This is a genomic window from Glaciimonas sp. Gout2 (genome assembly GCF_035018905.1).
Classification (GTDB): domain Bacteria; phylum Pseudomonadota; class Gammaproteobacteria; order Burkholderiales; family Burkholderiaceae_D; genus Glaciimonas.
Window position 1 is genome coordinate 1 of record NZ_JASJXA010000037.1, and the last position, 13,799, is coordinate 13,799.

General features: G+C 50.3%; 8 protein-coding genes and 1 pseudogene. 4 read left to right on the forward strand and 5 right to left on the reverse strand.

Features of this window, described 5'->3' with window-relative positions; translation table 11 throughout:
- Nucleotides 1-139: 139 nt before the first annotated feature.
- Nucleotides 140-2,956 (reverse strand): type VI secretion system Vgr family protein, encoded by a 2,817-nt coding sequence (locus QN379_RS19040; protein ID WP_323507315.1) that lies wholly within the window; start codon nucleotides 2,954-2,956, stop codon nucleotides 140-142.
- Between the two features lie 693 nt (nucleotides 2,957-3,649).
- Nucleotides 3,650-5,971 carry a 5-methyltetrahydropteroyltriglutamate--homocysteine S-methyltransferase gene (gene metE, locus QN379_RS19045; protein ID WP_323507316.1) on the reverse strand — a complete coding sequence of 774 codons (2,322 nt, stop codon included), beginning with the start codon at nucleotides 5,969-5,971 and terminating at the stop codon, nucleotides 3,650-3,652.
- Nucleotides 5,972-6,138: 167 nt separating this feature from the next.
- On the opposite strand from metE, the gene QN379_RS19050 reads away from it, so the two are divergent.
- From QN379_RS19050 to QN379_RS19060, 3 genes are all read left to right on the forward strand, one after another.
- Nucleotides 6,139-7,059, forward strand: a complete 921-nt coding sequence (locus tag QN379_RS19050) for a LysR family transcriptional regulator (protein WP_322232408.1) — start codon at nucleotides 6,139-6,141, stop codon at nucleotides 7,057-7,059.
- A 156-nt stretch (nucleotides 7,060-7,215) separates the two neighbouring features.
- Complete coding sequence (gene earP, locus QN379_RS19055; RefSeq protein ID WP_323507317.1) at nucleotides 7,216-8,385, forward strand: elongation factor P maturation arginine rhamnosyltransferase EarP; 1,170 nt, start codon at nucleotides 7,216-7,218, stop codon at nucleotides 8,383-8,385.
- 137 nt (nucleotides 8,386-8,522) lie between these two features.
- Complete coding sequence (locus QN379_RS19060; RefSeq protein ID WP_322232410.1) at nucleotides 8,523-9,098, forward strand: elongation factor P; 576 nt, start codon at nucleotides 8,523-8,525, stop codon at nucleotides 9,096-9,098.
- A 264-nt stretch (nucleotides 9,099-9,362) separates the two neighbouring features.
- On the opposite strand, the gene mmsB is transcribed toward QN379_RS19060, so the two are convergent.
- From mmsB to QN379_RS19075, 3 genes and pseudogenes are all read right to left on the reverse strand, one after another.
- Nucleotides 9,363-10,256 carry a 3-hydroxyisobutyrate dehydrogenase gene (mmsB, locus tag QN379_RS19065; protein WP_323507318.1) on the reverse strand — a complete coding sequence of 298 codons (894 nt, stop codon included), beginning with the start codon at nucleotides 10,254-10,256 and terminating at the stop codon, nucleotides 9,363-9,365.
- A 178-nt stretch (nucleotides 10,257-10,434) separates the two neighbouring features.
- Nucleotides 10,435-11,943 carry a CoA-acylating methylmalonate-semialdehyde dehydrogenase gene (locus tag QN379_RS19070; RefSeq protein ID WP_323507319.1) on the reverse strand — a complete coding sequence of 503 codons (1,509 nt, stop codon included), beginning with the start codon at nucleotides 11,941-11,943 and terminating at the stop codon, nucleotides 10,435-10,437.
- 129 nt (nucleotides 11,944-12,072) lie between these two features.
- Nucleotides 12,073-12,336: pseudogene (locus QN379_RS19075) on the reverse strand (ABC transporter permease); the annotation flags it as partial.
- 236 nt (nucleotides 12,337-12,572) lie between these two features.
- On the opposite strand from QN379_RS19075, the gene QN379_RS19080 reads away from it, so the two are divergent.
- Nucleotides 12,573-13,496, forward strand: a complete 924-nt coding sequence (locus tag QN379_RS19080; protein WP_322232413.1) for a LysR family transcriptional regulator — start codon at nucleotides 12,573-12,575, stop codon at nucleotides 13,494-13,496.
- Nucleotides 13,497-13,799 lie beyond the last annotated feature (303 nt).

The following is a 13,799-nucleotide window of genomic DNA, read 5'->3' on the forward strand; positions in this document are numbered from 1 at the left end:
TCATGGTAGCCCGACAGTTGACTTCATCAACATGGGTCGTTTCAGTAAAAAATAGGTCTTTGATATTCGGTGGCATGGAACTCCTGTCTTTTGGCTTTCAGGTAAATCGAAAAAATAGTTTGTGCTTTAGCTGTTGCTATTAGTTCTTGCTATTACGGACTTGCGAATCCCGGCCATCATCTGTTTTGCCCAATTGGCGCAAGCCTTTTCGCGACAGCTGGTGTTGTGCTTCGCCCGGCTGTGCGCTTACGGGCAAGGTGAAACGATTACCGTCTGCCCATTCCACCTCGTAGCGACTAGTCTTGGTATGGTTGTCAATCACGATTCGTCCCCATGCATCAGTGACGCCTTGATTGAGCAAGGCGCCATCGCGATAGAGGGCATAAGGTTCTGGCGCAAGCAGCTTTAGGCCAGCTACAGTGTGAAGATCAAAGACCATTTGCTCTTTCACCATTACCGGCTCTGGCAATATGGGTATCGTCACGTTCTTTGCGCCCATATTTGCGTGACTGGCGGCATGTGCGACCCAACCGCCGTTCGTCCCACTTTCAATTCCGTTGGCGCTCCATTTGGTATAACTGCCACCGCCATTGATTACGACCTCCTCTTTGGCGTTAATAGCGATCCGATTCGCGGTGAGGGTAATATTTAGTTTGGCGAGTAAATTAACGCTGTGTTTAAGCGCCTGAATGTCGATATTCCCATCGGCTGACGTGGCCTTAATACCGCCTTTGCTGGTGAATAGCCGGATGCCATTTTTCACATTCGCGATGAGCCGCTGTCCGACCGACAAACTTATATCCTGTCCGCTGGTGATCGCAACATGTTCACCGCTGGCAATGTGGGTCGATTGCGGCGTCGTGGTAGCGATCCCCGCTGGACTGGCGAGTATCAGATGCGGTGCGGTTAATTCGGGAAAGCTGCCGTCTTTGGCCTCGCCAACGGTCCCTTGAATCGCATCGTTCTGATCGGTGAGTGAAGTGGTGACCGCTTTGTGCTCATCGGCTTCAAGCGCACCATGTTGCTGCGCCAGTTCACCGAGGCTTTTCTGTTGGCCGTGCGCATCGATCAGGCGCTGTGCCGTCTCGCCCAGATCGGTGATGTGACGACTGGCATTGGGGCGACTTTCGGTGCTGATCAGCAGACCGTTTTTAGCGCGGATTGCGCCATGTCCGTCGGTGCGCAATTCAAATCCTTGCCCGCGTGCTTCCTTGCGACCGGCGTGGTCTTCGATGCGTGTAATGTGGCCCAAGCTCAATTGGCTGTGTTGATGATCGCTTTTAAGCTGGCTCTGGATTTTGCCTGCCGTGTCATCCATGACCAGATGGTTGCTGCGTCCGCTGGCGGCATTGCCACCATCAGGTGTCAGTTCGCGTGAGCGAAAGCCCGATAACGCGCTTTGACTCGGCAATGCCCACGGTGGCGTATTGAGTTGGTTGTACACCCGTCCGGTACATAGCGGCAAGTCGGGATCACCACCGAGAAAGTCGACGATGACTTCCTGACCGATGCGCGGAATATGCATGCCGCCGAGTTGATTGCCAGCCCACGGTGCGCCGACGCGGACCCAGCAACTGCTCTGATGATTGTGTTGGCCGAGGCGGTCCCATGGAAACTGGAGCTTGATGCGCCCGAGGGTATCGGTCCAGATGTTTTGTCCCTGCGGACCGACCACGATGGCGGTGGCGGGACCGTGGGTCAATGGTTTGGGTGTGGACCGTTGCGGTCGTACGTTCTCGCTGGTCGGTTGCACCGTAAAGTCGACCTGGACGCGATACCGTTGCCGTTGCGCATTGTCCATCTGCTGCGTTTCTTGCGCGGCTTCGTCGATCCTCAGTGTGGTCGATAGGATCACATACTCGGCATTGGCGGCGGTCTGCGGATGACGCGCCAGCGTAAAGATGCAACCGGGAACCATGCCGCGTAGATGGCCTTGGCCTTGCGCTCGTTGGCCGACGCTGTGTAAGGCTTGCATGCGCAAACGGGCGATGAAATCGCCTTCGGCAAACGGATCATTCTGGCTTTCCGGGTTGGTGCTTGCTGAACCGGAACCCGCCTTCGGCTGGCTATAATGCGCGTCGGCATGCCATTGATAGACGGCTTGCTCACTGTGCGCAGTGGGGCGGGGATCGTAGCGGTTGGCGGTGAGATTGGCCTTGGGCCTTGTGTAGTCATAATCCCGCGTGGTGTACTGGCCGGAGGTAAGTTGATGTACGGGTGAAAAGGCATGAATACACTCTTCATCGATATGTTTGCCTTCCGTATGAAACTGCACCACGTGATAGGCGCTGCTGGGCGCAGTTTTATGCGCACCGATGCTGTCGATTAAGACCAGTCGATGGACGCCGTTATCATGCTCGAAGAAATAGTTGATTCCCCATTCTTCGCACAATCGACTAAAGAACGTAAAGTCGCTTTCGTTGTATTGGGTCTGATAGTCGCGTTTGGGATAAGTCTCAATGAGACGCTTGTCGACTGGAAACGCGTAGTCGGCAAACAGCAGATCGATGATCTTGATCACGCTTTGATCCTGAAATATCTTGCAGTCGGTGGTCAGCGTCGCCAGATGCAACCATGGGCGCAAGGTGACTTCGTACAGCGCATGGCGTCCTTCCTGACGCAGCACGCGGGCAGCGGTAATCAAGCCGGAGATTTCACGCGTCCCAGCACCGATGTTGCCAAGCAGATTGTCAGCAAACGCACTGTCGATAAATCCACCGCTGCCATCCAATGCAATCATGATGGTTAACTCGCGACCAATGAAATCATCGAGATTGACATTGCCGATATCTTCACTCAGATGGATCAAGGATTCGGGCGTCATCAGCACGACGGTGTAATCGAATAATGCGTTCATGCCTTCCGTGCCAGAGAGGCTAATCGGCACCAGCGCAGGTTGATTCAGGCGTGTTGGAATAGCGCTGCTAGATGCGCTGAGAGTGCGACTGCTGGACATTAGGGGAAGACCTTCCGCTACGAACGTGAGGACGATTTAATGCAATCTTTATCGCATCTTGCAATCGTGGAGGTGAAAAACTCTATGGCAATATTAAGCGGTAATGATCATCAATAGTGCTAAGAACTTTCTGAAAATGTATGCCATTTTCAAAATTAAGAATAATCCGCGATTATCTATTTCAGGGACAATCTTATCATCTCTATGCCGATACTAATCAACGCCATCCTGCCCGACTAATCTGGTGTAATTTATTGAAATACTATGTCGCATAATTTTTACGTCTCCACATCCGGAGACATTAAAAATGCATCTCAAAAACCACTGTATTAATGCAGTTCGTTCAGGGCGCCAAAATTCAATAGTGCCTGATTTTTTATATGGAATGGGTGGCATGGGGATGAGGCCTTACCAGACTAACGTGGTATAAGTCGCCACGATAGCCTGTAACTATTGATATTTAAATACTTCAATTGTTCACAAAAATACTCGTTGTAGCAGAGCTTATCCGAGCGACTAAAGCTACCTCCGATTTTTGCAATTATTCGCAGTGACTTACTGCGCCTTTACTGTACACTTTTGTGCATAAAAAACCCATGTAATGCACATTCACAAAACGAAATTTCAAATAGACGCTAGTCATAAAATAACTTCAGACATAGATTTATCTCTATTCTTTCCGAATCATCAAATCTAAGCAGCCTTGCGCTCGGCTTCCACCTCGGCCCGCAACCGCCTTGCTGCCGTGACCATGTTTTCCAGCGCGGCATAAGTCTCCGGCCATCCACGCGTTTTTAAACCGCAATCAGGATTAACCCATAGCCGCTGATCAGGAATCACACCGCGGGCTTTGCGTAGCAAACGTTCCATTTCGTAGACTTGCGCCACCCGCGGGGAGTGGATGTCGTAGACGCCGGGACCGATATCATTTGGATAGGAAAATTCACCGAATCCATCCAGCAATTCCATATCAGAACGAGAGGTTTCTATTGTAATGACGTCCGCATCCATGGCGGCGATCCACGGCAAGATATCGTTGAATTCCGAATAGCACATGTGTGTATGAATTTGCGTTTCGTCGGATACGCCAGCGGCGCTGATCTTAAATGCGCGCACAGCCCAATCAAGATAATGCTTCCACTCAGTTGCTTTGAGCGGTAAGCCTTCGCGGAACGCTGGTTCGTCAATCTGAATCATGCCGATACCGGATTTTTCCAGATCGTGCACTTCGTCACGGAGCGCTAAGGCAATCTGTAGCGCGGTGGTTTCGCGCGGTTGATCATCGCGTACAAACGACCATTGCAACATCGTCACGGGGCCGGTTAGCATCCCTTTCATAGGCTTGTCGGTGAGTGTTTGAGCAAACTGGCTCCATCCCACAGTCATCGCTTCTGGACGATACACGTCACCGTAAATGACCGGTGGTTTGACACAGCGCGAACCATAACTTTGCACCCAACCGTTGGCCGTGAATGCGTAACCCCACAATTGCTCACCGAAATACTCCACCATGTCATTGCGTTCCGGTTCGCCGTGTACCAACACATCAAGACCAAGCTCCTCTTGCTTTTGTACCACCAGGCGAATTTCATCGCGCATTTGATCAAGGTAATCCAGATGACCAATATCGCCGCGCTTGTACGCCGCGCGCGACTTGCGTATCTCTTGCGTTTGAGGAAAAGAGCCAATCGTCGTTGTAGGAAATAGCGGAAGCTTCCACTTTTCTTGCTGCTTATCGATACGTGTTTTAAATGCGCTGGTCCGGTGCGCATCGCCTTCCGTTAGTGCTGCCAGACGCTTCTGCACGAGTGGATTGTGAATCCGCGTTGAGTGCCGTCGGCTTGCCAATGCCGTCCTTGATGCAACAAATTGCGCATCGACTTCGCGTGTGCAGTTTGAAAGCTTATCGGTATTCAAGGCCAGTTTTAGAGCGACGATCTCTGATAGTTTTTGTGTCGCAAATGAGAGCCAGCTTTTCAACTCAACGTCGAGTTTATCTTCACATTTGAGATCAACGGGAACGTGCAATAACGAACAACTAGAGCCAATCCATAATCGGTCGCCCAATTGCGCCTGCAACGGTTTGAGTGTGGTCAATACGCTATCGAGATCGCAGCGCCATAGATTGCGCCCATCGACCACACCGAGTGACAATACTTTGCCGTCCGGCCAATCGTGGGTAATGGCATCAAGTTGGCCAGCGCCACGTACCAAATCGAGATGGACGCCCATTACGGGCAACTCGCGCAGCAGTGCGGCATGCTCTTGCACTTCACCGAAATAGGTGGTCAACAATAATGGTGGCGCATCCGGTTCCAGCGCCGCGTATGCCGGAGAGAAAGCCTGAATCCAGGTGCTATCGAGTTCCAACGCCAGAATCGGCTCGTCAATCTGAACGACTTCCACGCCGGATACCTGCAACCGACTGAGCAATTTTTTATAGCCGGCGAGGACGCTGGGTAACAAGTCCAGCTTATTATCGCGCTCAGCATCAACCTTGCGGTCAGACTTCACCTTCCCCACATGCAAAAGCGTCAGCGGTCCGACTAACGCGACTTTGACGCGGTAACCGAGCGCTTGCGCTTCAGCAATCTCATCAAATAACCAGTTAACGCCACCGTCAAACTGGCTATCGGCACTCCACTCTGGCACGAGATAGTGATAGTTGGTATCGAACCATTTGGTCATCTCCATTGCAAAATGCTGCTTGTCGCCTCTTGCCAAAGTAAAATATTCGGCCAATTTCAATTGCTTTGGATCAAACCCGAAGCGCTTGGGAATCGCACCCAGCAATGCCAAAGTACCCAAGACCTGGTCGTACCATGCGAAATCTCCGACGGTGACGAAATCCAGCCCGGCATCGGCTTGCGACCTCCAATGACGGGCGCGTAGTGATGCCCCGGTCTCACGCAACGCAGTCTCGTCGGTCGTTCCTTGCCAGAACGATTCCTGTGCAAATTTCAACTCACGTTGAGCGCCAATACGGGGAAATCCCAAAACGTGTGCTAGTGCCATTATATTTCCTTAAAAACGATGCGTGGGTGCGCTGGAATGCGATGGCTGGTAGTTTGAGGTAACTTGCCGTATGATTCAAACGACAAATATTAAGAATCAACTTGAATTTTACTCATAGTCAAAATCAAGACTGCCAAAGCTACACAGATCACGAGGACACTTCGTCAATGCAATCTATTCTGGAACTACGTCATTTAAAGACCCTGAACGCCTTGCGAGAGGCTGGCAATCTGCTGCGCGCTGCTACGCTGCTGAATGTCACCCAATCCGCGTTATCTCATCAGATTAAGCAACTTGAAGATCACCACGGCACCAGTTTGTTCGAGCGTAAATCGATTCCAGTCCGATTTACGCCAGCGGGCGAAAGACTACTAAAACTAGCGGATACGGTATTGCCGCAGGTCGCCGAAAGCGAGCGCGATCTGGTCCGGATGGCACAAGGTGTCGCTGGACAATTACGGATAGCGGTTGAGTGTCACACCTGTTTTGACTGGCTGATGCCGGCGATGGATATTTTTCGCAAGCGTTGGCCCGAGGTCGAACTGGATATCGTATCTGGCTTTCAGGCTGATCCGGTCGGTTTGTTGTACGAACATAAAGCTGATGTCGCTATCGTGGCAGAAATCGATCTGGACGAGAAAGTCGATTATCATCCGTTATTCAGTTTTGAAATCGTGGCGCTGGTGGCGCACGATCATCCGTTGGCCGCACACGATTTTCTGGTGGCGGAAGATTTTGCCAGTGATACCTTGATCACCTATCCGGTTCCCGACGACATGCTCGACGTGGTGCGCCAGGTCCTTAAACCTGCTGGTATTAATACGGCTCGCCGCACGACTGAACTGACCGTCGCCATGCTGCAACTAGTGGCAAGTCGACGTGGAATCGCTACCCTGCCGATCTGGGCGGCACAAAATTATTTGAACCGCGACTATGTTTTATCCAAACGCATTACACCCGCGGGGTTGATTGGCAAACTCTATGCCGCTTGTCTGCCGGAAGCGTCGGAAAAGCCTTATTTGGCGGACTTTGTTAACACGACACGCGAAAGTTGTTATTTGAATTTGCTAAATGTCGAGCTGTTATGACGATTGAGAATATGCCGCGGTGGCGGCTGTGCGGCTATTCCCGATTACTTTTGCCCTGCTTGTAGCAACTTGCTATCTGCTCCCAAGATCGTTCGCCCCGCAGTGAAAACCGTTCAGCGAAAAAAATCAATTAATCTATATCGTAAATCATTAAAAATGCATCAAATAAAAACACAACCAACATCGCTGGCACTGTTCTGTAAAGTCGTTGATAACTTTGGCGACATCGGTATTTGCTGGCGTTTGGCCAGGCAGTTAGAGCGCGAGCATGACATCGCCGTCACTTTATGGGTGGATGACTTGCGGAGTTTTCAGCAGATTTGTCCTGAGGTCAGTGTGGAAAGAGAGACGCAGCAGATTGCGAACGTAACGGTGCGCCATTGGCGCGATCAAAGTGCGCCGTTTACGTCGGAAGATGTTGCCGATATAGTCATTGAATTTTTTGCCTGTGACATACCGCCGACCTACATTGTAGCGATGGCGCAGCGTTCGCCTAAACCTGTCTGGCTTAATCTGGAAGGTCTCAGCGCAGAAACCTGGGTAGAAGGCTGTCATAAGCTATCGTCGCTGCCATCGCAATCATTGACCAAGTATTTTTTCTTTCCTGGATTTACGGATAAAACTGGCGGTTTACTGCGCGAGTCAGAACTACAACAACAACGCCATGCCTTTCAACATGATCCTGCCGCAATGTCGGCTTTTCTTGCCCGATTTGGCGTAACACCGGCGGAGATGGCATCTCTCAAAGTCTCGCTATTCTGCTATCCGAATGCCCCCGTTTCGGCGTTGTTTGATAGCTGGAAAAATGGTAATACTGCGGTTACTTGCCTGATACCAGAAGGCGTCGCGGTGGATGCCGTGCAGGCATTTCTTGGACGGGATGCAATTGCGGGTGCCACTACGACCCGCGCCGGTTTAACCGTGCAGGTGCTGCCCTTCATGCCGCAACCAGATTACGACAAACTGTTATGGGCCTGTGATCTGAATTTTGTGCGCGGCGAGGACTCATTCGTCCGTGCCCAATGGGCGGGAAAACCGTTTATCTGGCAAATCTATCCACAAGACAAAGATTTACACCACGTTAAATTGAAGGCATTTCTGCAATGCCATACAGCCGAAACGGAGATTTCAACAGCTTTCTGTCTGGGCTGGAACGGTGCCACCAATGACAACCGTAACTGGACGTCGCATTTGCCCGAGAGTTGGCTTCTATTCGCAGCGGACCTGGAAAAAATTGCCATGTTGTCTATGGATTGGGAGTCTCAAATGATGAAAAATGGTGACTTCACCTCTAATTTACTCAAGTTTGCCGAAACAGTTCGGTAATAGAGGCTGGAAATTAGGTTAAAATGTAGGGCTAATTTTTAACGCATTTCAACATTCAATCAAACGTGGGCACGCGGCTCTTTGCCAGTGATCTACAGATGATTCTTCAGTAACCACCTTTTTTACGACTATTCGCTATGAAACCTGCAAAAGAAATTCGCGTTGGCAACATCATTATGGTTGACAGTAAGCCAATGATCATTTTGCGCTCTGATGTCAACGGTTCGAGCCGTACGGGCTTTACCTATAAGTGGAAGATGAAGAATCTTTTGACAAATAGCCCACAAGAAAACGTCATGCGCGGCGACGATAAGTTTGATGTCGTTGTGCTAGATAAAAAAGCAGTGACGTATTCATATTTCGCCGATCCTTTGTATGTATTCATGGACGCTGACTATGAGCAATATGAAATTGAAGGCGAGAACTTGGGCGATGCTTTGCACTACCTAAAAGACGGCATGGAATGCGAAGCTGTGTTTTACGATGGCAAAGCAATTTCAGTCGAACTGCCAACCACAATCGTGCGTCAAGTTGTGTACTCAGAGCCAGCAATTAAAGGCAATACTTCGGGCAACGTCCTGAAAGAAGCCAAGATTGAAAATGCTGTCGAAGCGCATCGTCACACCGTTCAAGTGCCACTGTTCGTGAGCCAGGAAGACATGATCGAAATCGATACGCGCACCAACGAATACAAAAAAGTTGTTCGTAACTAATGTCAGCTACTGTCAATTAATGCAAATACCGCTTAGCCATCTAAGAGTCTTTATGTAGGCTGTTAAAAAGCGGTATTAACGTAGATAAAATGCCCCGAAGTCTCAACGACTGTCGGGGCATTTTTTTGTTAGCACTATGCGAAGTCCAATGTGATCAACGCGAGTAAATCGATATCGCTTTACAAGCGATCGGCCTGCATCCTTATCGCCATCACCCATCACAAAAGAATGCAAGCGCGCGATCGGATTGGGCGAACCCTGTCCTTATTTCGCCTTGGCAAACATATTGAAAATGCTCGAAAAATCTAAACCGCCCGCTCCGCTCTTGCTGTGAATGTCGTAAAGATTTCGCGCTAACGATCCCAGTGGAATGCTGCTGCTGGTTGACAATGCATTTTCGGTCGCGAGGCCCAAATCCTTCAACATCAGATCGACACCGAAACCACCACTATATTCTTTAGATGCGGGGGCATTTTCCATCACGCCCGGACAGGGATTGTATACCTCGAGCGCCCAATTACGGCCCGAACTTTTTGACATGACTTCCGATAATACGTTGGGGTCCATACCGTTCGCCATACCCAAACGTATCGCTTCGGAGGTGCCGATCATCAATATCCCCAGCAGCATGTTGTTGCACATCTTAACGGTCTGACCAGCCCCGCTTTCGCCAGCATGAAAGATGGCTTTTCCCATGATCTCAAACATTGGTTTGGCGACGTTAAATCCGTCCTCAGAGCCGCCGACCATAAACGTCAACGTCCCCGCAACCGCCCCGCCCGTGCCCCCAGATACTGGCGCATCGACCATTGTGAAGCCCTTTTCGCTCGCGGCCGCGGCTACCTTGCGAGCGCTATCCGGCGCAATAGTCGAGCAGTCAATGAGCAGCGTCCCAGGCTTTGCCTGCGCCAAAATACCATTATCGCCAAAGTACGCAGATTCAACATGGCGACTGGCCGGCAGCATGGTAATAATCGTCTTGGCGACCTTGATTGCAGAAACCAAATCCGGATTGTTGTTGCCACCACCGGCGATAAATTTTTCAACACTGGTGGGTACCAAATCATGGCCGCTAACACGCATCCCGGCACGCACCAAATTCAGCGCCATTGGCAAACCCATATTGCCAAGACCGATAAAGACTACATCGCTATTCATATTCCATCTCCTTAACTACTGAACTCTACATTTAGCAGAACACCTAAATAACTTTAGCGTCGTATTTAGCCCGCGATATTGCTCTGGCAAACGGCTGATCAAAACCTGTCGACCAGAAGAATCCAAATGGTCGATCAGGAGACAGCACGCTGCCTTCGCTAATGATGTGCGTGCAAGCTTATTTCATTGAGATCGTGGTATTGATCTGACCACCATCATCGTCGGGTGCAAACCAGCGTGCCGTCACCGTCTTTGTCTGGGTCCAAAACTGAACGGCTTGTTTGCCGTTTGGTCCCAAATCCCCAAGCTTGGAAGCACGTGAACCAGTGAAGCTAAAGTACGCCACAGGCACCGGAATCGGGACATTGATACCGATCTGACCGACATCAATTTCATTTTGGAATTTGCGCGCCGACCAACCCGAAGACGTAAAGATTGAAGTGCCGTTGCCATTAGGATTGGCATTGATAAACGCAATCGCATCGTCCAATGTCTCCATTTCGACTACGCACATCGCAGGCCCAAAAATCTCTTGCGTGTAAATATCCATGTCGGCTTTTACGCCGGAGAATATAGTCGGGCCGACGAAATTGCCATCCGGGTAATTAGCGACTTGGCAATTACGACCATCCAACAACAGATTTGCGCCTTGCTCTACGCCGGTCCCTAACAAACGTTCTGTGCGTGCCTTGGCCGCTTTTGACACCATCGGTCCGAGATCAGCAGTCCGGTCACTGCCCGGACCGATTTTCAAGGTGCGGGAGCGTGCCACAATCTCCGGCAACCAATCTCTTGCCTTACCAACCAAAAGAACCACCGAATTCGCCATGCAACGTTGACCAGCAGCACCAAACGCAGCGCCCAGCAAATTATTGATCGCTTGATCTTTATTCGCATCCGGCAGCACGATGCAATGATTCTTCGCACCCATCATGCATTGCGCACGCTTGCCGGACTCGCTGGCGCGGCGATAAATATGGGTACCGACATTGGTGGAGCCGATGAACGACACCGCTTTAATATCAGGGTGATCGCACAACATATTGGCGACATCAGGACCGCCATGGACGACGTTCAATACACCCGGTGGCAAACCGGCTTTTTGCGCCAATTCAACTAAAAACAGCGACGAAGATGGATCTTGCTCGGAGGGTTTCAATACGAAAGTATTGCCACACGCAACTGCGACCGGAAACATAAAACACGGCAACATAACTGGAAAGTTAAATGCCGTGATTCCTGCACCGACCCCAATTGGTTGATGGATTGTATAAACATCGACGCCTGTCGCCGCATTTTCTGCCAATTCGCCGAGTTGCAACGAAGTAATGGAGCAAGCGTGCTCGACCACTTCCAGGCCGCGCATGATTTCGCCCTCTGCGTCTGGTAAAGTTTTCCCATGTTCACGCGTAATTAATTCAGCGAGCGGTGCAATGTTTTCACGCAATAGCTGCTGAAACTTCAACATGATGCGCATACGCTGACTAAGCGACGTATTGCGCCAAGTGCGGAAGGCTTGTTTGGCGGTAGCAACCGCCTCATCGACTTCGGCCTTGGTCGCAAACGGAACACGGGCGACGACTTCTTGCGTGGCCGGATTGACGACATCACGCCACTCTGTGCTGGTGGACTGAACTGCTTTGCCGTTGATGTACAGCGGCACGTTAGGGATACTTGTGTCAGACATGATTAACTTCCTTCAAATAAATAATAAAAATTAGGCGTGCAGAAATAATTCACATTAAATCGAGAGATAAACTTAATAACGAAAGCAAGAATGCTAATTAAACTCAGGCATCACGCTGCGTTCACTTCTTTATTTCACCAGCGAGCAAGAGGCATCCATTGGGTTAAATGCCGGATCTGCCGGAATAGTCGATAACAACTTCAAATAGTCCCAAGGTCCTTTCGACTCGGCTAGCGTTTTGACCTGATACAAATACACATCGTGAATCACCCTGCCATCAGGGCGAATTGAGGCGTTGCGCATCACCGCATCATTGATCGGAATTTCACGCATTTTTTTGGAAACAACATTCGCGTCGTGGGATTTTGTAGCAGCTGTTGCCTTGAGATAATGGTTGTCCCCTAATTTTATTGATATAAGATTTACGCAAAATGTTTAAGCAGCCCAACACTTCGTAGCTTTACACTCTCATAAAGTCTTCGTCGGTATGACTGGCCGGGACAATCTTGAATAAATCCTTCGATATTGTGTCGACACATTCTGCATGTGCATTATTATTGGGACAATAGAAAATAATTCACAATGGCTTTGCATTTTTGCAAAGCAAGTATATTTAAGAAAATACAACGATGGCGGCACTAGATTGGGACAACCTGCGCGTATTTCTGGAGCTGACACGCAGTCAGGGCTTGGTTGACGCAGCAAAAAAACTGGGTGTAGACCATTCGACCGTATCGCGACGAATGCGGCGCTTTGAAGAACAAGTTGGTAGCCAGCTATTTGAGCGCAATAATCAAGGCTATACCTTGACCGCCGAAGGTCATCGCCTGATCGAATACGCAGAGCAGGTAGAAAGCACGGTGTATGCGGCGGCAGAAGAGTTGAGTGGACACAATAGATTGCTGTCGGGACAAGTCCGATTGGGTGCCACCGAGGGTTTTGGCACTTTTGTGCTGGCACCGCATCTGGCGCATTTTTGCGCCCGCCACCCGCATATCAGTGTTGATTTGCTACCGGTGCCACGCTTTGTTAATTTATCTAAACGAGAGGCGGATATCGGCGTCACCCTTGAGCGGCCGCAAAGTGGTAATTATGTCATGACCAAGCTCACCGATTACGTGCTCAAGGTATACGCAACTCCGGCATATCTGGCTAACCACCCCACTATCCGCACAACAGACGATCTGGTAAGCCATCCTTTCATTGGCTACGTGGATGATTTGGTTTTTTCGGAAGAGTTACGCTATAAAGAAAACGTCGCGCCCTCTGCATTTCGCGCTTTTCGCAGTACCAGCGTAATCGCGCAATATACGGCGGCATGCCGCGGCCAAGGCCTGGCGATCCTGCCTTGTTTTCTGGCCCAGCAAAGCAATGATCTGGTACCGGTACTCGACGGCCAAGTTGACATACAGCGCACGTTTTGGCTGGTCGCAGCGGCCGAAACCCGCAATGTAGCCCGCGTCGCCGCTCTGTGGAGCTATCTGCGCGACGTGATGGAACCTAACCGCGCCTACCTGATGGGTGAATCACGTGATATGGTTTGGTTAGAATGACGAGAAGGTAAAAATCTTCCAGGCATATTGCAGTATTACCGCCCTGAAGTACCAACCAATCCGATGCAAACGTCAGGCTGAGCGAGGTCGACGATTATTGTAATGTCTCCTTGTATTCGCGGCGTGCATACTGTTATTGGTGGAGCACCGGGATAAATAAGGATACCCCAGATCATACGTGCACCGATTCTCGTCAGTCCGACAGGCTCCCGATACGTTATAATCGCGAGTTCCCGGTAATGCCCAATTGCAGCATCCGCTGCAGCAGCCCACGCGCATTTTCCCGTTTTCTGAAATCTATCA

Excerpts from the sequence above, each read along its gene's own strand:
- QN379_RS19040 (WP_323507315.1), bottom strand. The coding sequence starts at position 2,956 with ATGTCCAGCAGTCGCACTCTCAGCGCATCTAGCAGCGCTATTCCAACA.
- metE (WP_323507316.1), bottom strand. The coding sequence starts at position 5,971 with ATGGCACTAGCACACGTTTTGGGATTTCCCCGTATTGGCGCTCAACGT.
- QN379_RS19050 (WP_322232408.1), top strand. The coding sequence starts at position 6,139 with ATGCAATCTATTCTGGAACTACGTCATTTAAAGACCCTGAACGCCTTG.
- earP (WP_323507317.1), top strand. The coding sequence starts at position 7,216 with ATGCATCAAATAAAAACACAACCAACATCGCTGGCACTGTTCTGTAAA.
- QN379_RS19060 (WP_322232410.1), top strand. The coding sequence starts at position 8,523 with ATGAAACCTGCAAAAGAAATTCGCGTTGGCAACATCATTATGGTTGAC.
- mmsB (WP_323507318.1), bottom strand. The coding sequence starts at position 10,256 with ATGAATAGCGATGTAGTCTTTATCGGTCTTGGCAATATGGGTTTGCCA.
- QN379_RS19070 (WP_323507319.1), bottom strand. The coding sequence starts at position 11,943 with ATGTCTGACACAAGTATCCCTAACGTGCCGCTGTACATCAACGGCAAA.
- QN379_RS19080 (WP_322232413.1), top strand. The coding sequence starts at position 12,573 with ATGGCGGCACTAGATTGGGACAACCTGCGCGTATTTCTGGAGCTGACA.